Source organism: Streptomyces sp. NBC_01166 (assembly GCF_045039765.1).
GTDB lineage: Bacteria > Actinomycetota > Actinomycetes > Streptomycetales > Streptomycetaceae > Streptomyces.
Genome location: NZ_CP108613.1, coordinates 6,476,592 through 6,502,440, shown reverse-complemented (window position 1 = coordinate 6,502,440; position 25,849 = coordinate 6,476,592). Strand labels below are relative to the sequence as shown.

The following is a 25,849-nucleotide window of genomic DNA, read 5'->3' as shown; positions in this document are numbered from 1 at the left end:
TGGTGGGCGGGGCGCCGGACAGGCTTCGGGTCCGCGCGTCTCCGGCCTGGGGCCGGTCGCGCGGTGGGAGTTAGTTCTTCAGACCGACCGAGTCGCAGGCGGCCTTGTACTTGGCCGTGCAGATCTCGTCGATCGTCCAGATGCCATCCTTGATGATGGTGTCCTTGATGTTGTCCTTGGTCAGCGAGACGACCGGGACGAGGACCGTCGGAACGCCCTTGGTGCTGGCGTTGTCGACCTTGGAGGTGGCGATCGAGTCGAGCTTCTCGCCCTTGGCGAGCGCCACGGCCATCTCGGCGGCGACGACGCCCTCCTGCGGGTACGACTTGTAGACGCTCATGAACTGCTCACCCGCGACGATGTGCTGCACACCGGCGAGCTCGGCGTCCTGGCCGGTGATCGGCGGGAGCTTGGTGACGCCCGCGGACTTGAGCGCCTGGATGATGCCGCCCGCCAGACCGTCGTTGGCGGAGTAGACGCCGTCGATCTTGTCCTTGCCGAGGGAGGTGATCGCACCCTCCATGTTGGCGTTGGCGTTCTCGGCCTTCCACTCCTTGGTGTCGTACTCCTTGCCGTACGTCACCTTGCCGTCGAGCACCGACTTGGCGCCCTTCTTGAAGAGCGCGGCGTTCGGGTCGGTGATCGCGCCGTGCATCATCACGACGGTGGGCTTGGTCTTGCCCTTCAGGGCCTCCAGCAGGGCGGTGCCCTGCACGCGGCCGACCTCTTCGTTGTCGAAGGAGGTGTAGGCGTCGATCGGGCCCTCGGCGAGACGGTCGAAGGCGACGACGGGGATGCCCTCGTCCTTGGCCTTCTTGATGCTGTTCTCGATGGCCTTGGAGTCGACGGCGTCGATGATCAGCGCGTCGACCTTGTTCGTGATCATGGTGTCGACCTGCTGCGCCTGCAGCGTGGCGTCCTGGCGGGCGTTGGAGTAGACGACCTCCGCCTTGCCACCGGTCAGCTCGCTGACCTTCTTCTCGATGATCGGCTTGTCGAACTTCTCGTAACGGGCCGTGGCGTTCTCGGGAAGGAGCAGACCGATCTTGAGGTCGTCGCCCTTCTTCGCCGAGTCCGAGCTGGTCTTGTCGCCGGACTCCTTGGCGCTCCCGCAAGCGGCGAGAGAGACGGCCATGGTGGTGGCGGCAACGGCAACGGCGGCACGACGCATACGCGTGTTCATTTCGAACCTCCCTGACGAGGCCGCGACGTTGCGGCCGAGGTGGCTGGAAGTCAACTCGGCCGCGACGTCAGCGTCAAGGAGTAAATACTTAACGAGATGACAACGGTGCCATTCGTTATCTAAGTGAAGGCAGGAGTCGCCGCGGGGAGGGTGCTCTCCAAAAGGGTTGAATCCCCCATCTCGCTGAGCACGAGGGCCAGCGCACCCAGCACCTCGGCCCGCCCGCCGAGCGCCCCGGGGAGCACGGAGAGCTGCCGCGCGGCACTGGGAATGGCATACCGCGAGACCGAGTCACGGATGGGCGCCAGCACCAACTCCCCCGCCTCCGCGAGGGATCCGCCGAGCACGACGCGGCTCGGGTTGAGCAGGTTGCACAGGTTCGCCACCCCGCTGCCGATGTGACGGCCGACGTCCCCGATGACCCGGCGGCAGCCCGGATCGCCCTCGCGGGCCAGCTGGACCATCCGCTCCATGGTGAGATCGGCCCCGTGGCTGGGCTTGAGCAGGGGCAGGACGTACCGGGCGGCGGTGAAGGTCTCCAGGCAGCCGCGGTTGCCGCAGCGGCACACAGGGCCCGACTCGTCGAGGGTGATGTGGCCGATCTCGCCGGCCGTGCCTCCGGGGCCCCGGTAGATGGTCCCGTCGATCACCAGACCGGCGCCGACACCGCTGGCGACCTTGATGTACGCAAGATCCCTGACGCCCCTGCCGCTGCCCCAGACGAGCTCGCCGAGGGCCCCCAGGTTGGCATCGTTGTCCACGTACACCGGGACACCGAGGCGCCCGGCGAGCTCCTGGCTGGGATTGATGCCCGTCCAGCCCGGCAGGATCGAGGTGGAGCCCAGCGTGCCGGATTCGACGTCGATCGGGCCCGGCACGCCGAGCCCCACGCCGATCACCTTCCCGGGACTGATCCCGGTGGTCTCGACCAGGCGGTTGACCAGCTGTTCCGCCCGCCCGAAGCCCTGGGCCGACGAGGCGTCCACATCGAGCGGCTCGGACTCCTCGGCCAGTACCTGGTGGGCCAGGTTGCCGATGGCCACACGGAGGTGGGTATGCCCGAAATCTACCCCTATGACGATTCCTGCGTCCCCGCTCAGGGAGACACTCCTGGCACGGCGCCCGCCCGCCGAGGTGGGGGTCACCTCGACCGTGCCGCCGTCCTTGAGTTCACGGACGATGTTGGAGACGGTGGCTGCGGAGAGGCCGGTGCTCCTGGCGATCTCGGCCTGGGTCAGCGACCCTGCCATCCTTACGGCACGTACGACCCGCTCAAGGTTGGCCCGATGCAGAGATGTCTGCGACCCCGGAGTCTCCATCGACTCTCTCACTCCTGCCGTTTTCTCTAACATGTGAACCCTAAGCTGAGCGTTTTGGGGTGCCCCCCGTCAAGACCTTGAGCAGTCGCAGCCTCCGATGAGCATGGGGCCTCCACATCCTGACGGGCGCGAAAGCATCGGAAAGGGCACGAAAACCACCCCCCGGCCGATGGCCGAAGGGTGGTTCCCCGCTCGGAGAGCCTGTTCGTTTCCGGTGACTCCTGTTACCCGAGTGACGACAAGACCTGACAGCTGAACGCGCGCGCCGCTACTTGAGCGCCCCCGCCGTCAGCCCCGCGACGACCTGGCGCTGGAAGACGATGTACGCGGCGAGGACCGGCAGCATCGCCATGACCAGGCCGGCGAAGAGACCCGACCAGTCCCCCTTGTACCCCTGGCTGGTGGCCAGTTCGACCAGACCCTGGGAGAGCACCTTGTACTTCGGGTCGGTGTTCAGCACCGTCGGCAGCATGTACTGGTTCCACTGTCCGAGGAAGTTGAAGATGCCGACGCTGATCAGACCGGGCTTCGCCATCGGCAGCATCACCTGGAAGAAGGTCCGGGTGTGCGACGCCCCGTCGAGCATGGCCGCTTCCGCGATCGACGTCGGCAGGGTCCGGAAGAACGAGGTGAGGAAGAAGACGGTGAAGGGCAGGGAGTAGGCGATGTAGACCAGGATCATCCCGTGGATCGAGTTCAGCAGGCCCATGTTGTTCATGACGAAGAACAGCGGGACCAGCGCCAGGATGATCGGGAAGCTCATCCCCCCGATGAAGAGGAAATAGACGAAGCGGTTCCCCGGGAAGTCGAACCGCGCCAGCACGTACGCCGCCATCGAGCCCAGCAGCAGGGTGCCGATGAGTGAACCTCCCACCACCATGATGGTGTTGAGGAAGTAGTCGCTCATCCTCGCCTGGGTCCAGGCCCGTGACCAGTTCTCGAAGTGGAGCGTGTCAGGCAGCGACCAGGGCGTCGACAGGATCGAGTCGTCCGTCTTGAAGGACGACATCACCGCCCAGAGCAGCGGCATGACGACGAGTACCGCCCAGATGACCAGCACACCGTGCGAGAAGACGTTGAGGACCTTGCCCTCGCTGCTCTTCGCCGGCTCGCCCGCCGGGAGGTCCGTCTTCGTCACCGGCGAGCGCGGGGCCGGAACGGCGGGAGGAGTCTCTGTGACCTTCATGGGTGCTCACCTCGTACAACTGTCGAGCCGGCCGCCGGGACCGAACTGTTCTGCGCGCCGCCGGTCATCCGGTCGCCATGCCTCGCAACGAACGGCATCAGAACTCCAGCCGCTCGCGCCGGCCCAGCCGCATCACGATGCCCGCGAAGAGCATGGTGACGATGAGCAGGCCGACACCGATCGTGGTGGCGTAGCCGGCCTGGGCGTCCCGGAAGGCCGTCTGGTAGACGTACAGCGGCAGGACGGTGGTGGAGTAGTCGGGGCCGCCGGGGCCGACCGTCATGACCTGTACGGCGGTGAAGGCCTCCACGCCGAGCGCCAGGATGCCCATGTAGACCCATCCGGACTGCACGGTGTCCCAGAGCAGCGGCAGCGTGATCTTGAAGAACGTCGTGATGCGGTCGGCGCCGTCCAGCAGCGCGGCCTCGTAGAAGTCCTTCGGAATGGACGCCATCCCGGCGGAGAAGAGGACGACGAAGAATCCGACCGTCGACCAGATGAGCACGACCATCACGCAGTACAGCGCCAGATCGGGATCGCCGAGCCAGTCCGGCTGGAGGCTCTTGAGGCCGACGGCCTTGAGCGTCGCGTTCAGCATTCCCGAGGTCGGGTTGAACGCGAACTGGAAGAGCAGGGCCACGATCACGATCGACAGGACCTGCGGGAAGAAATAGGCGACCTTGTAGAAAGCGGAGCCCCGCACGCCGGCGACCGCGGCGTTCTTACGCCGCCGGCCGCCGACATTGAGCATGAAGGCGAAGAAGAGCGCGAGGCCCAGCGTCACCAGCGGCAGCAGCAGCGCCAGCAGCACACTGTGCTGCAGCGACTTCCAGAAGATGTCGTCGTCGAGCATCCGGCTGTAGTTGTCGAAGCCGACCATCTTGAAGTCGGAGCTCAGTCCGGTCCAGTCCGTGAACGAGTAGTAGATGGACTGGGCGAAGGGCCAGATGACGAAGATGGCGTACAACGCCAGTGGGGCTACCAGGAACCCCACGATGAACCGGTACTTGCCGTGCTGCATCGTTTACCGACCCCGATTTCCGAGCGGGTGCCGCCGCTGGTGACGGTTGCTCACTGGTGCTTGTAGTGCTTGATGGACTCGTCCTTGGCCGCCGCGTCCGCGAAGGCCTGGATCTTCTTGATGGTCTCCGCCGGGGTCGCGCGGCCGGCCATCATCTCGCCGATGCCGGCGATACCGATCTGCTCCTTCTGCAGCTTCACGTACCAGTCCTGCATGCGCGGGTTCACCACGTTGTCGCCGGCCTTGGCCAGGACGTCGACGCCGGACTGCAGCGCGGTGGAGAGCGTCAGCCCGTCGGTGCCGCCGTTGAAGGCGCTGAGGGACTTGACCGACTTGGTGAAGTTCTTGGAGGACTCCTCGCTGAGCATGATGCGCAGCTGCTCCATGCCGCCCTCGGGGTTCTTCGACTTCGCCGGCACGATGAACGGCTCACCGCCGGACGCCCAGAGGGTCCCGAAGGGCATCTTGTCGGAGGAGTCCAGGCTGGACGGGGCCCCGACCATCATCTTGAAGTCCTCGGGCGTGGTGGGCGCGGCCTCGTTCTCCACCCACGAGCCGTTCGGGATGAAGAGCGCCTTGCCCTTGGTCCACTCGGTCTGCGACTGGATGTGCGTCAGACCGGGCGTGCCCTTGAGGATGTAGCCCTTCTGGAAGAGCTCGTAGTACGCCTCGAAGGCGGCCTTGACGGCCGGGTCCTTCCAGGCGTTGGGCTCCAGGTTGTCGATCTTGTCGAGGACCTCGCGGCCGCCGATCTTGGCGATGAAGGGGTAGAGCGAGAACGGCAGGTAGTACGGGTACTTGCCCGGGTACGTCCAGCCGGCGATGCCCTTCTTCTTCGCCTTGGCACAGAGCGCGAGCATGTCGTCCCAGGTCTCCGGGTACGCCGCGTCGAGCTTCTCGAGGTTGGTCTGGGAGTACCAGACCCCGTAGACCGTGTACGCGTAGTACATGATCCAGACCGGGTCGCCGTCGAACTGGCCCATCTCCAGGACACCGGGGCGCAGCGTGTCGCGGACCTTCTTCGCCGGGTCGTCGTAGGACGGGGCGTCCATCAGCGGCGTCAGGTCGGCCAGCTGCTTCTTGCCGACCAGGACACCCATGTCCATCTGCTCGGCACCCGAGTTGTCGATCAGGTCCGGCGGGGTGCCGCCGTTGAAGCGCGGCTGCAGGATCGACTGGATCTTCTCGGTCGAGGAGTGCTTGACCTTGGGTGCCTTGGGGAAGGCCTCGTTGAACTTCTTCTCGGCGTCGATGGCGTACTGCTCGCCGAAGCCACCGTTGAAGATGACGACCTCGAGGGCTGCGGTCTCATTGACACCGAGCGGGTTCTTCGCGCTCTTGGTGCCCTTCTCGACCTTCTCGTCACTTCCGCCGTCGCTGCTCGCGCACGCCGACAGGAAGCTCATCGTCGGAACAGCGATCAGGCCGAGTGCGGCAGAACGCTTGATCACATCGCGACGGCCAAGGCCCTCATTCGTGCGGCCGGAGGTGGATCCCATGCTCAAGTCCTCGCCTTCTCCAGGACTCAGGCGGTGTACCGGTCACCCGTAGAGAATTCGCCTCAGGCGAAGGGCACCGCCACCGCGGTCAGTTGCGCTTGGGTCGTGCAGATTGCCGGATTACCAGGTGCAGTGGGGGAGTTTCGGGGGAACGTACGGCAGAACGCCTCGCGGCGCCCACAGCTGTTCCACCCTCCCCCGTGCCCGCGTGCCGTTGTGAAGCGGCTGTGCAGACGCCGACAGGTATAGTCCACTTGCCGCCAACTGAGCAAGATCGAATGCATGGTTGAGCGGCAGTCTTTCCCGAGTTGAGACCTCACGGACACCTCGGCACCGCGCGCCTTCGCGCGGAATCGCCTTTTTCCGCAATACGGTCGAATCACCGGCGTCGACACCGTGCAACACCCTTGACACATCCCGTCACTTGGCTCCCTACTGGAACCCGCATCCTCGAATGACAACGTTGTCCAAAGCATGCCCCCGGGAGGAACGGCTCCGTATGCAGCCCCTACGTGGTCCTCAGCACGGCCCTCGCCACAGACACAACCGCTCCGCCGCGGTCCTCGCGGCCTCTCTCGTCCTCGCCCTGGCGGCCCCCACCGCGGCGCTCGCACAGCCCTCCGGCGCCACCAAGAGGCCTTCCGGCGACACCTCGTTCAGCTCCTCGTTCGAGGCGGACGAAAAGCAGCCTGACTGGCGCAATACCGTCGAAGAAGGCGTCGACGGAAAGAAGAGGGCATCGGGTGTCGACGGCGGATTCTCCGCCGGAATACCGGGCAATATCACCGATCAGGTCACGGATCTCCGTGCCAGCGGCGAGAACACCGACGGTGGTGAGGTCAAGGAGAACCTGGTCGATGTCGAGCCCGGCACCAAGTGGCTGGCCTTCCAGCCCACGGGCTGGGTCGAGTTCGACCTCGTCGAGCCCACCGAGGTCGTGACGTACGCCCTCACCTCGGCCAACGACCACGACGAGCGGGACCCCAAGGACTGGACCCTGAAGGGCTCCGCGGACGGCAAGACCTGGACGGACCTGGACACCCGGACCGGCCAGACGTTCTCCGAGCGCCTCCAGACCAAGTCGTACGACTTCACGACGGACACCGCCTACCAGCACTTCCGGCTGGAGTTCACGAAGAACAACGGCGCGTCCGACGCCCTCCAGCTCGCCGACGTGCAGTTCTCGGACGGGGACACCTCCACCCCCGCCCCCGACGACATGCGCACGCAGGCCGACCGTGGCCCCTCGGGCTCCCCCACGGCCAAGCAGGGCGCCGGGTTCACAGGAAAGAAGGCGCTGCGCTACGCGGGCACGCACAAGCCCGACGGACACGCCTACTCGTACAACAAGGTCTTCGACGTCAATACGGCGGTCACCAAGGACACCCAGCTGTCCTACCTGGTCTACCCGCAGATGGCCGAGACGGACCTCGACTACCCCGCGACGCACGTCGCGGTGGACCTGGCCTTCACCGACGGCACCTACCTGAGCGAGCTCAAGGCCACCGACAGCCACGGCGGGCTGCTCACCCCGCAGGGCCAGGCCGACGCCAAGCGGCTGTACGTGAACCAGTGGAACAAGGTCGCCTCGCGGATCGGCACGGTCGCGGCGGGCAAGACCGTCGACCGGATCCTGGTGGCGTACGACTCCCCCAAGGGGCCGTCGAAGTTCCAGGGCTGGATCGACGACGTCACGATCGCCCCGAAGGCTCCGGAGAAGCGCAAGGCGCACCTCTCGGACTACGCGTCGACCGTGCGCGGCACCAACTCCAGCGGCGGCTTCTCGCGCGGCAACAACTTCCCCGCGACCGCGGTCCCGCACGGCTTCAACTTCTGGACGCCGGTGACCAACGCGGGCTCCACGAGCTGGCTGTACGACTACGCGCGGGGCAACAACGAGGACAACCTGCCCACGCTGCAGGCGTTCAGCGCCAGCCATGAGCCGAGCCCCTGGATGGGCGACCGCCAGACCTTCCAGATGATGCCCTCGGCGGCCTCCGGCACCCCCGACGCCTCCCGCAAGGCCCGCGCGCTGCCGTTCCGCCACGAGAACGAGACGGCGACCCCGCACTACTACGGGGTGACGTTCGAGAACGGCCTCAAGGCCGAGATGACGCCCACCGACCACGCGGCCCGCATGCAGTTCACCTACCCCGGTGACGACGCGAGCCTCGTCTTCGACAACGTCTCCAACGACGGCGGCCTCACCCTCGACGCGAAGACCGGTTCCTTCACCGGCTACTCCGATGTGAAGAGCGGCGGCTCCACCGGAGCGACACGCCTCTTCGTATACGGCTCCTTCGACGCGCCGGTCACCGACAGCGGCAAGCTGAAGGGCGGCGGCGGAGACGACGTCACCGGCTTCTTCCGCTTCGACGCGGGCAAGGACCGCAAGGTCGGCCTGCGCCTGGCCACCTCGCTCATCAGCGTCGACCAGGCGAAGAAGAACCTCGCCATGGAGCTGCCGGCGAAGGACTCCTTCTCCAAGGTCCGGAAGAACGCGCAGAAGGCCTGGGACAAGATCCTCGGCAAGGTCGAGGTCGAGGGCGCGAACGCCGACCAGCTGACCACGCTCTACTCCAGCCTGTACCGGCTCTACCTCTACCCGAACTCGGGCTTCGAGCAGGTCGACGGCAGGAGCACCTACGCGAGCCCCTTCTCGCCGCAGACCGGCACTGACACCCCGACCCACACCGGCGCGAAGATCGTCAAGGGTGAGGTGTACGTCAACAACGGTTTCTGGGACACCTACCGGACGACCTGGCCGGCGTACTCCTTCCTCACGCCGAAGCAGGCCGGCAAGATGGTCGACGGCTTCGTCCAGCAGTACAAGGACGGCGGCTGGATCTCCCGCTGGTCCTCCCCCGGCTACTCCGACCTGATGACCGGGACCAGCTCCGACGTGGCCTTCGCCGACGCGTACGTCAAGGGTGTCGACTTCGACGCCGAGGCGGCGTACGACGCGGCGGTCAAGAACGCCACGGTCACCCCGCCGTCCTCGGGCGTCGGCCGCAAGGGCATGGACACCTCGGTCTTCACCGGTTACGCGAACACCGAGACGCACGAGGGCCTGTCCTGGTCGCTGGAGGGCTACCTCAACGACTACGGCATCGCGCAGATGGGCCAGGCCCTCTACAAGAAGACGAAGAAGCAGCGCTACAAGGAGGAGTCCGAGTACTTCCTCAACCGCGCGCAGAACTACGTCAAGCTCTTCGACGACAAGGCCGGCTTCTTCCAGGGCAAGAAGCCGAACGGCGACTGGCGCCTCCCCTCCGACCAGTACGACCCCCGCGTCTGGGGCTACGACTACACGGAGACCAACGGCTGGGGCTACGCCTTCACCGCCCCGCAGGACAGCCGGGGCCTGGCCAACCTCTACGGCGGCCGTGACGGTCTGGCGAAGAAGCTGGACACGTACTTCTCGACCCCGGAGACGGCCGGACCCGAGTTCGTCGGCTCGTACGGCGGCGTCATCCACGAGATGACCGAGGCGCGCGACGTGCGGATGGGCCAGTACGGCCACAGCAACCAGGTCGCGCACCACGCCACGTACATGTACGACGCGGCCTCGCAGCCCTGGAAGACGCAGGAGAAGGTCCGCGAGGTCCTCGGCCGTCTGTACACCGGCAGCGAGATCGGCCAGGGCTACCACGGCGACGAGGACAACGGCGAGCAGTCGGCCTGGTTCCTCTTCTCCTCGCTCGGCTTCTACCCGCTGGTCATGGGCAGCGGTGAGTACGCCATCGGCTCGCCGCTCTTCACGAAGACGACCGTGCACCTGGAGAACGGCCGCGACCTGGTCGTCAAGGCTCCGAAGAACAGCGCGACGAACATCTACGTCCAGGGGCTGAAGGTCAACGGCAAGAAGTGGACCTCCACTTCGCTGCCGCACGACCTGCTCGCCAAGGGCGGCGTGCTGGAGTTCGACATGGGCTCCAAGCCCTCGGCGTGGGGCACGGGCAAGAACGCGGCCCCGGTCTCCGTCACCAAGGACGACAAGGTGCCGACGCCGAAGGGTGACGTGCTCAAGGGCGACGGCGCGCTGTACGACAACACCTCCGCCACCTCGGCCTCGGTCGAGTCGGTGGACCTGCCGGCCGCCGACGGCACGAAGGCCGTGCAGTACACGCTGACCTCGGCCACGGCGGCGAAGGCCCCGACAGGCTGGGTGCTGCAGGGGTCGGCGGACGGCACGTCCTGGAAGGACATCGACAAGAGGTCCGGCCAGACGTTCGCCTGGGACAAGCAGACCCGGGTGTTCTCGGTGCAGGCACCGAAGGCGTACGCGAAGTACCGGCTGGTGAGCACGGCCGCTGCGACGCTCGCGGAGATCGAGCTGATCTCCTGACCGCCTGAGGGGAGTCGAGAGCCGGGGGCCGGCCGTCCGCACGAGCGGGTGGCCGGCCCCCGGTGGCATAGTGCTCCGCATGGCTTCACGGATATGGGCGCGGATCACCGGACGCGCGGCTCTGGCCGCGCTTCTCGCGACGGCCTTCGCGCCGGCCTCCGCGACCGCGTCGGACGCCGTCGCGCTGAGCCTGGAGGACGTGCCGCGCACCATGGTCGTCTACAACGCGGACGAGGGAGCCGGGGCCACGAACGGGGACTTCCAGGTGCCGGTCTCCGTCGTCCCGGGCAACAAGGAACCGGCCCGCGACATCAAGGTCGTGGTGGACGCGTCGGGACTCAAGGGCATCGCCCGCGTGGGCGAGGGCGGTTACGGGAACTGCACCGGCAGCGGCTGGATCTACACCTGCGAGTACGGCACGCTGCAGAACGACGGCGAGAGCAACGCGCCCTTCGACATCCTCGGGCTGGACGGCGTGAAGCCGGGCGACAGCGGCACGGTCACCTACACGGCGAGCGCCGAGAACGCGGCGCCCGTCACCGGCACCACGCGCATGGTCGTCGGCGGGCCCACGCTGGACGCGCCCGACGAGGAGCTGAAGGTGAGCGGTGTCGAGCCGGGCCGACCCGCCCCGCTGACACCGGAGTTCGCCAACCACACCCGGTTCGCCGCGGACCGGGGCGTCGCCCTGCACATCACCACGTCAGGCGGCCTCACCCTCAAGAACCGTCACAGCAACTGCTATTACGAGGGCGCCTCCCCCACTTCGGCGTGGTGCGTGTTCCCCACGAAGGCCGCACCGGGCGCCGCGTACCGCACCAGCGCCCCGCTCGCCTACGTCGCCGCGGAGAAGGAACTGTCCGGCACGCTCTCCTACACCTGGTCGTCGGCCCCTACGAGGCCCGCCGGCCACACCGCGCGCGGTACGGGCGCCCCCCTCACCCTGGTCCGCGCGGAGGGCGGCCGGTTCGACGGCGTCAACGGCACCGTCCGGGTCGGGACCACGGTCCAGGCCGACCACCGCCCGGTCACCGGGACCGTCCGTGGACGCGTCGGCGACACGGTGGAGGTGCGGCTCGGGGCGCGGAACCTGGGCCCCGGCAAGCTGCTGGGCGACGAGGTGAAGGGCCGCTTCGAGGTGGTCCCGCCGGAAGGCACCACGGTCACCGCCGTTCCGTACTCCTTCGAGGACAGCGACCTGAAGTGGGGGTGCGAGCAGCCGGAGAAGCCCGGCGGGGCCTTCGTCTGCGACCTCGGCGGTGAGGCCTTCTCCTGGGCGGAGGAGGACGACGGCACGACGGCCATCGTGTTCCACGTCCGCATCGACCGTCAGGTCGCGGGTGCCCGGGGCACGATCCGGACCTACAACCCCTACGACCGCACCCCCGGCAACGACACCGCGGTCATCCCGCTCGACGCCTCGCCCGCCCCGGTCTACCGGGCCTTCCTGCGCCCCGCCGTCTGGGGCTCGGTCGCTGCGGGTGTTGCCGCAGCCCTGGCGCTGACGGTCGCCTGCCTGCGGCGGCGGCGTCGGTCCGCCTGATCCGCTCTTCCCTTTCCGGGTCCTCGGACGACTTCCACCTGGGGATCCACTGACTGCTATCGGCTAGTCAGGGTACTTTTGGGCGTTTTTACGGTGTCCCGACAGACTCTTTTGACGATCCATGTCATCTCTTAGGCGATCAGGTGATCAGTACGACAATCATCTCGGCTTGAAGGAGCCCAGCATGCGCATTTCCACTTCCGCCCGCTCCCGCAGCGCCCGCACGGGCGTCACGTTGGCCGCCGCTGCCGCCGTCGCCGGCGTCACTCTGGCCGGAGCCCCCGCCGCCTACGCCCTGCCCGGGGACAGCGGCGACGTCGAGGTCACCTCGGTCGGGTGGCACTCGCGTGGTGACCGCGACGGCGTCCAGGTCTGCAAGTTCGTGCTCAAGGCGAGCAACTTCGAGTCCTTCCCCTCCGTCCCCTGGACGATCACCGAGCAGCCCCCGACCGTCCCCCCGGGCGACACGCTGCTGGGCACCCTCCCCCTCGTGAACGGCCAGGCCCGCAGCCAGCAGTACCTGCTCCCGGAGGGCACGTACCAGCTGGTGTGGACCGTCCCGGCGGGCCCGAAGCAGAGGAGCTTCGAGGTCGACTGCGCCCCCAGGCCGGGTCAGGGCGGCGGCCGCGAGGAAGGCAGCCAGCGCGACTCGGAGTCGGGTGCCGAGAAGGACAGCGAGAAGAGCAGCGAGAAGAAGTCCGACGCTATCTACGAGAAGCCGTCCGGCGCGGTGCCGGCGGGTGGCGGCGGCGTCCCGGACATGGAGAGCGTCAGCTCCGAGGGTGAGTCGAACGTCGGCACCTCGGCAGCGCTGGTCGCCGGTGCCGCCGGTATCGCGGGGCTGATCATGGTCCGTCGATCCGCGCGCCGTCGTGCCCGCAACGAGGCATAACCCGCGCGGCCGACGGCGACGACGGGGACCGAGCCGTGCATGCCGGCTCACGATCACCCTGTGCGTGACCTTCTCGCTGGTGACCGGCGTCGTGTGGGCGAGTTCCGACTCGCCCGAGGACGCCTCGTCGGTCACCGCCGCCCGCGGCAGCGACGCCGCGGGCGGCGGGGCACCGCCGTTCCGGAGGGCACCGCACAAGCCGCAGAAGGCGGTGCCCGCATCGCATGCCCCGCTGGTGCACTCCCGGCCGGTGAAGGTCGCCGTCCCCGCGATCTTCATCGAGGCCCCGGTCACCGGCCTCGCCCTCGACAGGAAGGGCAGGCTCGGCGCCCCGCCGCTGAGCAAGCCCAAGCTGGTCGGGTGGTACAGCAAGGGCCCGTCCCCCGGAGAAGCGGGAACCTCACTGCTCGTCGGTCACCGGGACACCGCGACGGGGCCGGCGATCTTCCTCAACCTCAACGCCCTTCGCCGCGGGGACACGGTGAAGGTCACCCGGGCGGACAAGCGGACCGCGGTCTTCACCGTGGACAAGGTGAAGACCTACACGAAGGACGAGTTCCCCGACGACAAGGTGTACGGCGCCACCGGCCGTCCGGAGCTCAGGCTTCTGACGTGCGGCGGACGCTTCGACAAGAAGAACGGCTACTCCGCCAACGTCGTCGTCTTCGCCCACCTCACCTCTCTGAAGAAGAAGGCGGCCTGAAACCGGGCACGCCGCACGGAACCGGCCGGTACCTCGGGGGCGAGGTACCGGCCGTCCGCCGTTGCGCTAGCCTCTCGCACGCACTCACGTGCGAAGGGGGAAGCATGAGCCGGGCGGGACGAGGGCTGCGACGGGCCGCCTGGACCTCGGGCGCCATCGGGGCACTGCTACTGGCGGGACCCGTGGTGCTGTTCGCGACGGGCTACACGTCCGCGGAGGTGTCCGGCAGTTCCATGGAGCCGACGTACTCCATCGGCGAGCGCGTCGCCCTCCAACGGATCGACGCGGATGAGGTACGGCGCGGGGATGTGGTCCTGTACCGCGTCCCGGAGCGCTATCAGGGCCTCGCCACGCTCGGACGGGTGATCGGCGTCGGCGGAGACCGTGTCGCACAACAGCCGGGCGCTCCCCTGACCTTGAACGGCACCACACTCACGGAGCCGTACGTCAAGGACGGCGATCCGTCCGGCATGGCGCCCGGTTACGACGTGGTGGTCCCCGAGGGACGCCTCTTCGTGCTCGGCGACTTCCGCGCCAACGCCAGGGATTCCCGCTACTTCCTGGACGACCGGTCGGGCACCGTACCGTCGACGACCGTTGTGGCACGGGCCCTTGACGACCGCGCGGGCCCCGCGAGGCTGGGGCTGACGATGCTGCTCGGTCTGCTGCTGCTCGTCGCCGCACTCGTGACGGGGATTGCCGCGCGGGGGAAGCGCCGGCCACCCGTCCGGGTGACGTCCACAGATATCTGGCATACCGGGGTGGGGTAGCCGATACCTTCCGCAGCATGCCGCTGCCGAAGGACCTGGACCCGTACGCCAATCCCCGTGCCTTCTACGGCGCGGAGCTGCGCCGCCTGCGCGAGGGGGCGGGGCTGTCGCAGAACGATCTGGGCGAGCGGGTGTTCTGCTCGGGCACCTACATCGGGCTCTTCGAGGCGGGCGAGCGGCGCCCGCAGGAGGAGATCTCACGCGCGCTGGACGAGGTGCTGGGGAGCGGCGAGCACCTCCAGCGGCTGTGTCGGCTGGCGCGTACGTCGAAGGTGGCGGGGTACTTCGCGGATGCGGCCGAGCTCCAGCTGCAGGCCTCGTTCATCGGCAGCTTCACGTCGATGCTCGTCATGGGCCTCCTGCAGACCGAGTCCTACGCGCGGGCACTCACCCGGTCCGCCCACCCGTTCGCCGGCCAAGACGTCATCGAGGGGCACGTTCGCACCAGGATGGAGCGGGCATCGCTCCTCGACTCCCCTGCCGCGCCCGTGCTCTGGCTGGTGATGCACGAAGCCGCCCTGCTCGTCCCGGTGGGTGGGGACGCGGTGATGGGAGAGCAGCTCAACCACCTTGCCGAGCAGACGGCGTCTCGTCCCGGACTGATCACCCAGGTGCTCCCGTTCTCCGCCGGCGCGTGCCCCCTGCTCCATGCGTCGATGACGCTGATGCAGTTCACCGAGGCTCCCGCCGTCGTGTACACGGAGTCCGCGTACAACGGCCAACTCATCGAGGAGCCCGTACTGGTGGCACAGCACAGCTCCGCCTACGATCTGGCCAGGGCTGCCGCGTTGTCGCCGGAGGCGTCCCTGGACCGGATCGCCTCGGCGGCGAAGGAGTTCCTGACGCCATGACCACCACGCCCGACCTGAGTACAGCTGCCTGGCGCAAGGCGTCGTACAGCAACGGCGACGGCGGCGAGTGCGTCGAGATCGCAGACGGCTTCCCCGGTGTCGTCCCCGTCCGCGACAGCAAGGCCCCCGACGGCCCCGCGCTGGCGTTCGGCGCCGCCCGCTGGGCGCAGTTCGTGGAGGCCCTCAGGGCCGGCTCGCTCTGAGGCCTGTCAGTCGATGGCGTTGAACAGCCTCTCCGGCAGCGCCATGTTCAGTGCCGTCACGACCGGCTTGCCGTGTTCCGTGCCGAGGCGGGAGACCGCGCCCGTGGCGAGCTGGAAGAGCTCCCCGCTCGCGGGGGTCAGCCCCAGGTAGCGCGCGGTGAGTACGCGCAGGAAGTGCGAGTGGGCGACCAGCGCGATGTCCGCCTCGCCGAGACGGGACGCCGCCGCGCGAACCTCTGCCAGGATCCGGTCCGCCCGGTCGCCGACCTCCTTCGGGCTCTCTCCCGGGTGCTCCTCGGGGCCCGGTGCGACACCGTCGGTCCAGAGGTTCCAGTCGGGGCGGGTGCGGCGGATCTCGACCGTGGTGATGCCCTCGTACGCCCCGTAGTCCCACTCCCGCAGGTCCGGCGTCTCGCGGGGTGTCGGCAGACCCGCCAGTTCGGCGGTGCGGCGGGCGCGGAGGTAGGGGCTGACCAGGGTGAGCCCGATCTCGCGCTCGGCGAGGAGCGGGACGAGGGCGCGGGCCTGGCGTTCACCGAGCTCGGTGAGGGGCAGGTCGGTCCAGCTCGTGTGCTGGCCGGACCGGGACCACTCGGTCTCGCCGTGCCTGATCAGGATCAACTCGCCCATGGATGCTTCCGCTCTCTGTGCCGTACTCGTGCGTATGTACCGCTGGTGCCAACCTGCGCGCCAACGATCGCATTCCATCAGGCCCGGCGAGGGGCGGCTCGCCCCGGTGTCTTGGACCCGGGGCATGGCAGTCCGGGACGGCGAGCGGCGAGGATGAGCCGATGCGCATCTCCGAGACGGACGGCTTCGGCCCCACACTGGCCCAGCTCCTCGCGCTGATCGCCGCCGGGACGCTCGACGTCGTCGTGGCACCGTGCGGCACCGGCGTGCCGGTGTCCGATGTGGTCCTGCACGATCCGGGTGAGGAGCGGGACGAGGAGGTCTGGGTGGCCACCGGGCTGGTCCTGCTCGCGGTCGGCGTCGAGGTCGCCTCGCCCGACGCGGTCGACGTGCTGCGGGCCGCGGACCGTGCCGGGGCGGCGGCCGTGGTGATGCGGCGGGGCACCCGCGGGCCGCGGACGGCTCTGCTGGAGGCTGCGGAGCGGGGGCGTACGGCGTTGCTGACCCGGCGGCCCGGGCAGGGCTGGACCGAGGTGCTCGGCCGGTTGCGGACGGCGCTGGTGCACAGCGGGCCGGACCGGTCCGCGGGCGCGGCAGGGGTGGGCGGGCCGCGGCTGGGTGACCTGGCGGGGCTGGCCAACACCGTGGCGGACCTCGTCGGCGGCGCGATCACGATCGAGGACCCGCAGTCGCGGGTGCTGGCGTACTCGCGCATGGACCACGAGCCCGATCCGATGCGCAGGCTCACGATCCTCGGCCAGGAGGTGCCCCGCTGGCGGGTCGTCGAGCTGCGGGAGAGCGGCTTCTTCCAGGCCCTGTGGAACACCGACGACGTGGTGCGGCTGCCCGCCGACGGGCGGTACGCCGAGCGGCTCGCGGTCGCGGTGCGGCATGGATCCGAGGTGCTCGGCTCGATATGGGCCGCCGCCGACGGGCGGCCGCTGGCGGAGGACGCGGTGGCGGCGCTCCGGACGGCGGGGCGTGCCGCGGTCCTGCATCTGTCGCACCACCGGACGTGGGGCCGGGCCGCCACCTGGGCGCGCGAGGGCGCCGTGCACGCGCTTCTGGCGGGCGGCACGCAGGCGGCGCACGACATCGGGATCGCGCGGGACCGGCCGCACGCCGTGATGGTGGCGGAGGTGTACGACGGCCGGGAGACCGCACCGGGGGACGCCGGGCAACGGGTGCTCGACGTACTCGCGTTGCAGGCCGCCGCCTACCGTCCGGGGTGTGTGACCGCGCGGTCGGGGCGGCGGCTGTACGCCGTGGTGCCGGCCGTGGGCGGGGAGACGGATCCCGCGCGCACGCTGCTGGCGACGGTGCGCTCGGTGCCGCGAGGCGTGGTCTTCGCGGGTGCCGGCCCCGTGGTGGCGGACCTGGCGGAGCTGCCCGCCTCCCGTGAGGCCGCGGAGCTGGTGGTGCGCGTGCTGAGAGAACGGGCCACGCGTCTGCCGGCTGCCAGGGCCGGGTCGGCGGTGGCGTCGTACGAGGAGGTGGCGGCCGAGGCTGCGGTGCTGCGACTGCTCGACCGGGTGGAGCCCCTGTGGGGGGCGGTGCCGGGCCCCGTGCACGCGATGATGGAGCACGACCGGGCGCACGGCTCGCGGTACGGCGACTCGGTCGCCGCGCACCTCGACGCCTTCGGTGACACGGCCGCCGCCGCGCGGCGCCTCAATGTGCACCCCAACACTCTGCGGTACCGGCTGCGCCGGGCCCGGGAGCTGTTCGGCGTGGACCTGGCCGATCCGGCCGTGCGGCTGCTGGCGGACGTCGGACTGCGTCTGGGCCGGCGTACCGGGTGAGCCGTGACGGTGGGACGGCCGGTCTCGTGATCGTTCAGTTGTGGCGCCGGACAGGTGTATCGACCAGGTCCGGTGGTGGCGGACGAAGACGTACCGGGCTCCGCGCACCGAAGCTGGTCACAACGGTCCGCGGCCGGACGAGCGCGGTGCACGGGCGACCCACCACGTAGGAGTGTGTTTCAGGTGACATCCGCTTCGGCAGCACAGCGAGAGCGAGCCCGCGAGGCGGCGCTCGCCCGCGCAGTCGAGAAGGGCCTGCTCGGCCCCGGCTCCCCCCTGATCGGCCTGCTCGACGTGGACGGGGTGCTGGCCGCGGTGGACGCGCTGAACGAGGCGTTCGACGGACCGGCCACGGTCCATCACACGTTCGCGGCCAAGGCGTGCGGGCTGGTGCCGGTGCTGCGGCTGCTCGCCGAGGCCGGGATGGGCTGCGAGGTGGCCTCGCCCGGCGAGCTGGAACAGGCGCTGGCGGCCGGCTTCAGCCCCGGCCGGCTGGTCTTCGACAGCCCCGCGAAGACGGTCGAGGAGCTGGAGTTCGCGCTGGAGCGCGGTATCGCGATCAACGTGGACAACTTCCAGGAACTGGAGCGCGTCGACCGCCTGCTGGCCGGCCGCGAGCCCGCCGGCCCCGTCGGACTGCGGGTGAACCCTCAGGTCGGCGCCGGTGCCATCGGGGCGATGAGCACCGCGACCGCGACGTCCAAGTTCGGCGTCGCGCTGCGCGACCCGGGGGCCGTGGACGCGGTGATCGACGCCTTCACCCGGCGCCCCTGGCTCAACCGCCTGCACGCGCACGTCGGTTCCCAGGGCTGCCCCCTCCCGCTCATCGCCCGGGGGGTCGGTGCCGCGTACGAGCTCGCGGAGCGGATCAACAAGCAGCTGGGCCACGCCCGGATCACCGGCCTGGACATCGGCGGCGGCCTGCCCGTCAATTTCGACAGCGAGGACGACCGCCCCACCTACGCCGACCACGTCGCCGAACTGCGCGACGCGGCCCCGGGGCTCTTCGACGGCCGCTACGTCCTCGTCACCGAGTTCGGCCGCTCGCTGCTGGCGAAGAACGGCACCATCGGTTCGGTCGTCGAGTACACCAAGTCGGCCGGCGGCCGGCGGATCGCGGTCACCCACGCCGGAGCCCAGGTGGCCACCCGCACGGTGTTCATGCCGGAGGCCTGGCCCCTGCGCGTCGGCGTGTTCGACGCCGCGGGCCGTCCCAAGGAGGGGCCGCTCCAGGTCGTGGACATCGCGGGACCGTGCTGCTTCGCAGGGGACCTGACCGCGACGGCCCGCGAACTCCCGGCCATCGAGCCCGGGGACGTGGTGGCGCTGTACGACACCGGGGCGTACTACTTCTCCTCCCACTTCTCGTACAACTCGCTGCCCAGACCCGCTGTGTACGGGTACCGGACGGATTCCGCCGGGCAGGTCCGCCTCGCCACGGTCCGCGACGCCCAGAGCGTGCGGGAAGTCGTCGAGGAGAGCGGCCTCTCCCACGCGGACGCCCTCCTGGCGCTGTGAGGGGGCCGCGGCGCCAACCGCTTCACGGCGGACCGCCCGCCCCCTGACAGCAGGGGCGGGCGGTCCGGCGTGAGGACGCGACGGCGGGCGGCCGGGTGTCAGGCCTTCCCGCCCACCACCGTGACCGTGTACGGCCGGTCCGTGTCCGTCGTGACACGGACCTCGCCGCCCTCGCGGACCACCTCGTAGGTCGCCGCCACCGCGCCCGTGCGGTCGGGGACGGTCACCGTGCGGGTGAAGTCGCCCGTCCCGGCGGGGGCGAAGACGCGGAGTTCGAGGCCGTCGAGCCACTCGCCGTCCGGGCGGATCTCATCCGCGCCAAGGGCCAGGACCGCGCCCTGGCGGACCAGCAGGGGCAGGCTGTCGAAGCCGTGGGTCTCTCGGCGCCAGGCGGGGCCGGTGACCGTGTCGCCCGTCAGCAGGTGGGTCCAGGTGCCCTCGGGCACGTAGTACTCGACCTCGCCGTCGTCGGTGAAGACCGGGGCGACGAGGACGTCCGGGCCCAGCAGGTACTCGCGGTCCGCGGTGCGGGCGGTCGGGTCGTCCGGGAACTCCAGCAGCAGCGGGCGCATCGTCGGGACGCCGGTGCGGTGGGCCTCGACGGCCACGCCGTAGAGGTACGGCATGAGGCGGTGCTTGAGGCGGGTGAACTGCCGGGCCACGTCCACCGCTTCGTCACCGAACTCCCACGGCACGCGGTACGACGACGAGCCGTGCAGCCGGCTGTGCGAGGAGAGGAGGCCGAAGGCGAGCCAGCGCTTGAAGACGGCCGGGTCGGGGGTGCCCTCGAAGCCGCCGATGTCGTGGCTCCAGAAGCCGAAGCCGGACAGCGACAGGGAGAGACCCCCACGCAGGGACTCCGCCATCGCCTCGAAGGAGGACCAGCAGTCGCCGCCCCAGTGCACCGGGTACTGCTGGCCGCCGGCGGCGGCCGAGCGGGCGAAGAGGACGGCCTCGCCCTGACCGCGCTCCTTCTCCAGGAGCTCGAACACGGCCTTGTTGTAGAGGTGCGTGTAGTAGTTGTGCATGCGCTCCTGGTCGGAGCCGTCGTGCCAGACGACGTCCGTGGGGATGCGCTCGCCGAAGTCGGTCTTGAAGCCGTCGACGCCCTGGTCGAGGAGGCCCTTGAGCTTGCTCTGGAACCAGGCGGTGGCCTCGGGGTTGGTGAAGTCGACCAGCGCCATGCCGGCCTGCCACTTGTCCCACTGCCAGATGTCGCCGTCGGGGGTGAGGACGAAGTAGCCCTCGCGCGCGCCCTCCTCGTACAGGGCACTCTTCTGCCCGATGTACGGGTTGATCCAGACGCAGATCTTCAGGCCCTTGTCCTTGAGCCGGGCGATCATGCCCTCCGGGTCGGGGAAGACGGCCGGGTCCCACTCGAAGTCGCACCACTGGTACTCGCGCATCCAGAAGCAGTCGAAGTGGAAGACGCTCAGCGGGATTCCGCGCTCGGCCATGCCGTCGACGAAGGAGGTGACGGTGGCCTCGTCGTACGACGTGGTGAAGGAGGTGGTCAGCCAGAGGCCGAACGACCACGCGGGAGGCAGGGCGGGGAGGCCGGTGAGGGCGGCGTAGCGGGAGAGGACGTCCTTCGGGGTGGGCCCCGCGATGACGAAGTACTCCAGCGTCTGGTCCTCGACGCTGAACTGCACCTGGCCGACGGCCTCGGAGCCGACCTCGAAGGAGACCTTGCCGGGGTGGTTGACGAAGACGCCGTAGCCGCGTGAGGAGAGGTAGAACGGGATGTTCTTGTACGCCTGCTCGCTGCTGGTGCCGCCGTCCGCCTGCCACATGTCGACGGTCTGGCCGTTCTTCACGTACGGCGTGAAGCGCTCACCGAGGCCGTGGACGGTCTCGCCGACCCCGAGGGCGAGCTGGGCGAACATGTGGTGGCTGCCGTCGTCGACGGTGGCGAACGCGCTGCCCTTGCGGCCGGCGGAGGTCAGGACCCGGCCGTCCGCGTCGAGGAACTCCAGTCCGAAGGCGCCTTCGGTGGGCAGCCGCAGGGTGAGCGGGCCGCTGGTCAGCTCGGCGCTCGCGCCCTCGGTACGGGTGGTGGCGGCGGACTGCGGGGCGGCGCCCGGCAGTTCGAAGTCGGGGCCCTTGCGGCGCTTGCCGGCGTGGTGGGTGAGGCGCACCGCGATGACGCCTTCGGCCGGGGCGTGGGCCTCCACGGTGATCAGCGGAGCGTTCAGGGTGTCGCCGCGGCGCTCGACGCGCTTGACGGCGGCGTAGGCGGCGAGACGGTCGTCGTCGAGGCGGACATCGCGGACTTCCGTGGCGTACGAGGCGTGCACACCACTGCGCATCTGCCAGAAACCGTCGGTGAACTTCATGGGGGTGGTCCTTAGAGGGTCCGGCGATCGGGGGGTGGGTGAAGGAGCGGGGTCGGGTGCGGGCGGCTGCAGGCGGAGGACGGAGGCAACGCGGAGCGTTGTTGACTGACGACAACGCCGCAGACGGGCGTGCCCGGCCCCGCGACGCCGCCCCCAATCGCCGGACCCTCTTGGCCGATCCGGGGGTGCTGGGCGGGACGCCAGGGCGCCGGCGGCGAGCGCGGCTGCGGGTCCTCTCGATTTTGATCGTACACAAAACAAATATGGCCGAGAAGGGCCGTAGGCAGTGGGAATTCCCGTATTGCCCGAGAAACCGAACCATGGCACAGCGTCCCGGATCTGCCATGTTGGCGCCACGTAACCGACACGTCACGGAAATGGTCTAGAAACGACTGGCTGGATGGCGTATTAGTACTGCAAGCAAACAAATTGGCCGGCCGGCGGAGCTGTCGCCGGGCCTGACGTCGAGCAAGAGGCTGTGCAATGTCGGACCGCTTCACCCCCACCCCCGCGGACAGGTTCACCTTCGGTCTCTGGACCGTGGGCTGGCGTGGCAACGACCCGTTCGGTGACGCGACGCGTCCCGCGCTGGACCCGGTCGAGTCGGTGGAGCGGCTCGCCGAGCTCGGTGCCCACGGAGTGACGTTCCACGACGACGACCTGATTCCGTTCGGGTCCTCCGAGGCCGAGCGGGAGCGGCTGATCGGCCGGTTCAAGGACGCGCTGGAGCGCACCGGGATGAAGGTCCCGATGGCCACCACGAACCTGTTCACGCACCCGGTGTTCAAGGACGGCGGTTTCACCTCCAACGACCGTGCCGTGCGGCGTTTCGCGCTGCGCAAGGTCATCCGCAACATCGACCTGGCCGTCGAGCTCGGCGCGAGCACGTATGTGGCCTGGGGCGGGCGTGAGGGCGCGGAGTCCGGCGGCGCCAAGGACGTGCGTGTGGCCCTGGACCGGATGAAGGAGGCCTTCGACCTGCTGGGCGACTACGTCACCGAGCAGGGCTACGACCTGCGCTTCGCGATCGAGCCCAAGCCCAACGAGCCCCGCGGCGACATCCTCCTGCCCACGATCGGCCACGCACTGGCCTTCATCGAGCGCCTGGAACGCCCCGAGATGGTCGGCGTGAACCCCGAGACCGGGCACGAGCAGATGGCCGGCCTGAACTTCCCCCACGGCATCGCCCAGGCCCTGTGGTCCGGCAAGCTCTTCCACCTCGACCTCAACGGCCAGTCCGGCATCAAGTACGACCAGGACTTCCGCTTCGGCGCCGGCGACCTGCGCCAGGCCTTCTGGCTCGTCGACCTCCTGGAGACCGCCGGCTACGACGGCTCCCTCCACTTCGACTTCAAGCCCGTGCGCACCGACGGCATCGACGGGGTGTGGGAGTCCGCGAAGAACTGCATGCGCAACTACCTCATCCTCAAGGAGCGCGCCGCCGCCTTCCGCGCCGACCCCGCCGTCCAGGAGGCCCTGACCGCCTCCCGCCTCGACGAACTCGCCCGCCCCACCGCCGACGACGGCCTCAAGGCCCTCCTCGCCGACAAGTCCGCCTACGAGGACTTCGACGCGACCGCCGCCGCCGAACGCTCCATGGCCTTCGAAGCCCTCGACCAGCTCGCCATGGAACACCTCATCGGCGTCCGCTGATGCCCCTGGTGTCCGGCGGTCCGCCGCCGGACACCCCGCAGCTCTCCCCCGCCGTGACACCGCCGGATCCGCGCAGGGGCTTGACGAGTATCCCGTGGGAGCGTTCCCATGGGTCCCGGCCCCCCTCTCACCGCAAGGGCACCACCGTGACAGAACCTTCCCCCGACGGGCGGACCGGACGCCGCACCCGTCGCAGCAGGCGGCTCGTCGTCCCTCTCACCGTCGTCTCCGCGATCGTCGCCGGCACCGTTCTGTCGGGGTGCGGCCAGCAGCGGGACGAGGACGTCTACACCGTCATGAACTCCTCGACCGACGAGTCGTACCACCGCTGGGACGGTGACACCCTCAAGCGCTGCAGCAAGCAGCTCGGGATCACCATCGAGCAGCAGAGCGTCCCGGCCGCCCAGCTCATGACGAAGGCGCTGCGCATGGCGTCCTCGAAGTCGCTGCCGGACGTCCTCCAGCTGGACGCCTCCGAGATGCCGACGTTCGCCGAGGCCGGCGGGCTCATCCCGCTGAAGGACCTCGGGCTGACCACGACGGACATCCCCGAGGGGATCGTCGACTTCGGCTCGTTCGACGGGGAGTACTACGGGGCCGCGCGCACGGTGAACACCCTGGCGCTGTTCTACAACAAGGACACCCTCGACAAGGCCGGCCTGAAGGTACCCACCACCTGGGCCGAGATGCAGTCGACGGCCAAGAAGCTGACCCAGGGCAAGCGGTACGGCCTGGCGCTGAGCGCGGGCGGCGCGGAGGACGGCGTCTTCCAGTTCACCCCGTTCATGTGGTCCAACGGCGGTGACGAGTCGAAGCTCGACACCCCCGAGGTCGCCGGGGCGCTCGACTACTGGAAGGCGCTCCTGAAGGACGGCTCGCTCTCCAAGTCCACGGTCAACTGGACCCAGGCCGATGTGAACGACCAGTTCATGGCCGGCAACGCGGCCATGATGATCAACGGCCCGTGGCAGGTCGAGACCCTGAACTCCAAGAAGGGGCTCGACTGGGGCATCGCCGAGATCCCGGTGCCCGAGGCGGGCGACGACTCGGTCGGCCCGCTGGGCGGCGGGGTGCTCACCGTGCCCAACACCAGCGACACCGAGCGCGAGAAGACGGCTGCCAAGATCATCGGCTGCATGTCGGGCGAGCAGGAGGAGATCTCCTACGCCATCAACAGCTGGATGGTCCCGGCCAACACCAAGGCGGCCGACATCTGGCGGAAGAAGACCCCCGAGCTGGCGGCGCTGGCCGACCAGGTCGCCACGGCCCGTTCCCGTACCGCGAAGGTCGGCGCGCAGTGGTCGTCGGTGTCGCTCGCCCTGCAGAGCGCCTTCCAGTCGGCGCTCACCGGCGAGTCCAGCGAGGCCGCTCTGAAGCGTGCCCAGCAGCAGGTCACGAGCGGGAACTGAGGTAACGAACCATGTCTTCCACCACAGCCTCAGCCGCCGCGCTGCCCGCCGACCCGAAGGCCCCCGCGGCCGGCGCGGTCAAGAAGCCCGTGAACCCGCGGAGCGCCAGGCGGCGCAAGTCGCTGGCCCAGTGGGGGTTCATCGCCCCCGCCGTGATCTTCATGGCGCTGTTCTTCGGCTACCCGCTCGTCCGCAACATCGTGATGAGCTTCCAGGACTACTCGCCGTCCACCTTCTTCACCGGCGAGGCGCCGTTCAACGGCACGGACAACTGGAGCAACGTCTTCAACGACGGGCTGTTCGGCAAGGCCCTCTGGCAGACGATCCTCTTCACCGTCGGATCGCTCGTCGGCCAGTTCTGCATCGGTCTGGCCCTCGCCGTCTTCTTCACCCGCCGCTTCCCGCTCAACGGGATCCTGCGCTCGCTGATCCTGCTGCCGTGGCTGGTCCCGATGGTCGTCTCCGGCATCGTCTGGCGACGCATCTTCGACCAGGACACCGGCGTCCTCAACTCCTTCCTGGGCACCGTCGGCCTCCCCGGTGACACGCCCTGGCTGACCAGCACCAGCATGGCGCTGATCTCGGTGATCCTGGTGAACATCTGGATCGGCATCCCGTTCAACATGGTGATCCTCTACGGCGGCCTCCAGGAGGTCCCGAAGGAGCTGAGCGAGGCCGCCGCGCTCGACGGCGCCTCCGCCTGGCGTACGTTCCGCTCGGTCACCCTGCCCATGCTCAAGCCCGTCATCACCGTGGTGCTGGTCCTCGGCTTCATGTCGACGGTCAAGATCCTCGACCTGGTCCTCGCCCTCACCGACGGCGGCCCCGCCGACTCCACGCAGACGCTCGGCACGCTCACGTACCAGAACTCCTTCGTCCAGATGGACTTCGGGGCCGGTGCCGTGGTCGGCAACATCCTGATCCTGATCTCCGCCGTCTTCGCGGTGTTCTACCTGCGGGTCAACCGCAACGAGGGGAAGTGA

19 protein-coding genes are annotated in these 25,849 nt (G+C 69.1%); 12 read left to right on the top strand and 7 right to left on the bottom strand.

The window, feature by feature from the left end:
• Window positions 1-70: 70 nt before the first annotated feature.
• The 5 genes from OG379_RS29770 to ngcE all read right to left on the bottom strand — a co-directional run bounded on the left by OG379_RS29770 (window position 71) and on the right by ngcE (window position 6,208).
• Window positions 71-1,183 (bottom strand): sugar ABC transporter substrate-binding protein, encoded by a 1,113-nt coding sequence (locus OG379_RS29770; RefSeq protein WP_405666047.1) that lies wholly within the window; start codon window positions 1,181-1,183, stop codon window positions 71-73.
• A gap of 119 nt (window positions 1,184-1,302) precedes the next feature.
• The gene (locus tag OG379_RS29765; protein ID WP_393764231.1) at window positions 1,303-2,502 is read right to left on the bottom strand and encodes an ROK family protein; all 1,200 of its coding nucleotides are present in this window, start codon (window positions 2,500-2,502) and stop codon (window positions 1,303-1,305) included.
• A 268-nt stretch (window positions 2,503-2,770) separates the two neighbouring features.
• The gene (locus OG379_RS29760) at window positions 2,771-3,688 is read right to left on the bottom strand and encodes a carbohydrate ABC transporter permease (RefSeq protein WP_393764233.1); all 918 of its coding nucleotides are present in this window, start codon (window positions 3,686-3,688) and stop codon (window positions 2,771-2,773) included.
• Window positions 3,689-3,785: 97 nt separating this feature from the next.
• Window positions 3,786-4,709 (bottom strand): carbohydrate ABC transporter permease, encoded by a 924-nt coding sequence (locus OG379_RS29755; RefSeq protein ID WP_383734880.1) that lies wholly within the window; start codon window positions 4,707-4,709, stop codon window positions 3,786-3,788.
• Window positions 4,710-4,759: 50 nt separating this feature from the next.
• Window positions 4,760-6,208, bottom strand: a complete 1,449-nt coding sequence (ngcE, locus tag OG379_RS29750) for an N-acetylglucosamine/diacetylchitobiose ABC transporter substrate-binding protein (RefSeq protein WP_405666046.1) — start codon at window positions 6,206-6,208, stop codon at window positions 4,760-4,762.
• A gap of 499 nt (window positions 6,209-6,707) precedes the next feature.
• On the opposite strand from ngcE, the gene OG379_RS29745 reads away from it, so the two are divergent.
• The 7 genes from OG379_RS29745 to OG379_RS29715 all read left to right on the top strand — a co-directional run bounded on the left by OG379_RS29745 (window position 6,708) and on the right by OG379_RS29715 (window position 15,518).
• A complete protein-coding gene (locus tag OG379_RS29745; RefSeq protein ID WP_405666045.1) occupies window positions 6,708-10,556 on the top strand; it encodes a GH92 family glycosyl hydrolase in 3,849 nt (1,282 codons plus the stop codon).
• Between the two features lie 79 nt (window positions 10,557-10,635).
• Window positions 10,636-12,099, top strand: a complete 1,464-nt coding sequence (locus tag OG379_RS29740; protein WP_405666044.1) for a hypothetical protein — start codon at window positions 10,636-10,638, stop codon at window positions 12,097-12,099.
• Between the two features lie 184 nt (window positions 12,100-12,283).
• Window positions 12,284-12,991, top strand: a complete 708-nt coding sequence (locus OG379_RS29735; protein ID WP_405666043.1) for a hypothetical protein — start codon at window positions 12,284-12,286, stop codon at window positions 12,989-12,991.
• Window positions 12,992-13,055: 64 nt separating this feature from the next.
• Window positions 13,056-13,694 (top strand): class F sortase, encoded by a 639-nt coding sequence (locus tag OG379_RS29730; protein ID WP_405666042.1) that lies wholly within the window; start codon window positions 13,056-13,058, stop codon window positions 13,692-13,694.
• Window positions 13,695-13,798: 104 nt separating this feature from the next.
• Window positions 13,799-14,464, top strand: coding sequence for a signal peptidase I (gene lepB / locus OG379_RS29725; RefSeq protein ID WP_405666041.1), 666 nt, complete (start codon window positions 13,799-13,801; stop codon window positions 14,462-14,464).
• Between the two features lie 17 nt (window positions 14,465-14,481).
• Window positions 14,482-15,315, top strand: coding sequence for a Scr1 family TA system antitoxin-like transcriptional regulator (locus tag OG379_RS29720; protein WP_405666040.1), 834 nt, complete (start codon window positions 14,482-14,484; stop codon window positions 15,313-15,315).
• A complete protein-coding gene (locus OG379_RS29715) occupies window positions 15,312-15,518 on the top strand; it encodes a DUF397 domain-containing protein (RefSeq protein ID WP_393764247.1) in 207 nt (68 codons plus the stop codon). Before OG379_RS29720 ends, OG379_RS29715 begins: the two co-directional genes overlap by 4 nt.
• Before the next feature lie 6 nt (window positions 15,519-15,524).
• On the opposite strand, the gene OG379_RS29710 is transcribed toward OG379_RS29715, so the two are convergent.
• Window positions 15,525-16,148 carry a histidine phosphatase family protein gene (locus OG379_RS29710; RefSeq protein WP_393764249.1) on the bottom strand — a complete coding sequence of 208 codons (624 nt, stop codon included), beginning with the start codon at window positions 16,146-16,148 and terminating at the stop codon, window positions 15,525-15,527.
• A 161-nt stretch (window positions 16,149-16,309) separates the two neighbouring features.
• Between OG379_RS29710 and OG379_RS29705 the strand changes: the two genes are divergently transcribed.
• The gene (locus OG379_RS29705) at window positions 16,310-17,950 is read left to right on the top strand and encodes a PucR family transcriptional regulator (RefSeq protein WP_405666039.1); all 1,641 of its coding nucleotides are present in this window, start codon (window positions 16,310-16,312) and stop codon (window positions 17,948-17,950) included.
• Window positions 17,951-18,133: 183 nt separating this feature from the next.
• Complete coding sequence (locus OG379_RS29700; RefSeq protein WP_405666037.1) at window positions 18,134-19,468, top strand: diaminopimelate decarboxylase; 1,335 nt, start codon at window positions 18,134-18,136, stop codon at window positions 19,466-19,468.
• Between the two features lie 98 nt (window positions 19,469-19,566).
• On the opposite strand, the gene yicI is transcribed toward OG379_RS29700, so the two are convergent.
• Window positions 19,567-21,804: an alpha-xylosidase gene (gene yicI / locus OG379_RS29695; RefSeq protein WP_405666036.1), complete on the bottom strand. Its 2,238-nt coding sequence runs from the start codon at window positions 21,802-21,804 to the stop codon at window positions 19,567-19,569.
• 483 nt (window positions 21,805-22,287) lie between these two features.
• Here yicI and xylA point away from each other — a divergent pair, with 483 nt between their 5' ends.
• The 3 genes from xylA to OG379_RS29680 all read left to right on the top strand — a co-directional run bounded on the left by xylA (window position 22,288) and on the right by OG379_RS29680 (window position 25,849).
• Window positions 22,288-23,457 carry a xylose isomerase gene (xylA, locus tag OG379_RS29690; protein ID WP_405666035.1) on the top strand — a complete coding sequence of 390 codons (1,170 nt, stop codon included), beginning with the start codon at window positions 22,288-22,290 and terminating at the stop codon, window positions 23,455-23,457.
• 146 nt (window positions 23,458-23,603) lie between these two features.
• On the top strand, window positions 23,604-24,866 hold the full coding sequence (locus OG379_RS29685) for an ABC transporter substrate-binding protein (RefSeq protein WP_405666034.1): 1,263 nt from the start codon (window positions 23,604-23,606) through the stop codon (window positions 24,864-24,866).
• An 11-nt stretch (window positions 24,867-24,877) separates the two neighbouring features.
• Window positions 24,878-25,849 (top strand): carbohydrate ABC transporter permease, encoded by a 972-nt coding sequence (locus OG379_RS29680; RefSeq protein WP_393764494.1) that lies wholly within the window; start codon window positions 24,878-24,880, stop codon window positions 25,847-25,849.

Coding starts and splice junctions, on each gene's coding strand:
- OG379_RS29760 (WP_393764233.1), bottom strand. CDS start 3,688: ATGAAGGTCACAGAGACTCCTCCCGCCGTTCCGGCCCCGCGCTCGCCG.
- ngcE (WP_405666046.1), bottom strand. CDS start 6,208: ATGGGATCCACCTCCGGCCGCACGAATGAGGGCCTTGGCCGTCGCGAT.
- OG379_RS29735 (WP_405666043.1), top strand. CDS start 12,284: ATGCGCATTTCCACTTCCGCCCGCTCCCGCAGCGCCCGCACGGGCGTC.
- OG379_RS29740 (WP_405666044.1), top strand. CDS start 10,636: ATGGCTTCACGGATATGGGCGCGGATCACCGGACGCGCGGCTCTGGCC.
- lepB (WP_405666041.1), top strand. CDS start 13,799: ATGAGCCGGGCGGGACGAGGGCTGCGACGGGCCGCCTGGACCTCGGGC.
- OG379_RS29705 (WP_405666039.1), top strand. CDS start 16,310: ATGCGCATCTCCGAGACGGACGGCTTCGGCCCCACACTGGCCCAGCTC.
- OG379_RS29680 (WP_393764494.1), top strand. CDS start 24,878: ATGTCTTCCACCACAGCCTCAGCCGCCGCGCTGCCCGCCGACCCGAAG.
- OG379_RS29745 (WP_405666045.1), top strand. CDS start 6,708: ATGCAGCCCCTACGTGGTCCTCAGCACGGCCCTCGCCACAGACACAAC.
- OG379_RS29755 (WP_383734880.1), bottom strand. CDS start 4,709: ATGCAGCACGGCAAGTACCGGTTCATCGTGGGGTTCCTGGTAGCCCCA.
- yicI (WP_405666036.1), bottom strand. CDS start 21,804: ATGAAGTTCACCGACGGTTTCTGGCAGATGCGCAGTGGTGTGCACGCC.
- OG379_RS29720 (WP_405666040.1), top strand. CDS start 14,482: ATGCCGCTGCCGAAGGACCTGGACCCGTACGCCAATCCCCGTGCCTTC.
- OG379_RS29765 (WP_393764231.1), bottom strand. CDS start 2,502: ATGGAGACTCCGGGGTCGCAGACATCTCTGCATCGGGCCAACCTTGAG.
- OG379_RS29715 (WP_393764247.1), top strand. CDS start 15,312: ATGACCACCACGCCCGACCTGAGTACAGCTGCCTGGCGCAAGGCGTCG.
- OG379_RS29710 (WP_393764249.1), bottom strand. CDS start 16,148: ATGGGCGAGTTGATCCTGATCAGGCACGGCGAGACCGAGTGGTCCCGG.
- xylA (WP_405666035.1), top strand. CDS start 22,288: ATGTCGGACCGCTTCACCCCCACCCCCGCGGACAGGTTCACCTTCGGT.
- OG379_RS29770 (WP_405666047.1), bottom strand. CDS start 1,183: ATGAACACGCGTATGCGTCGTGCCGCCGTTGCCGTTGCCGCCACCACC.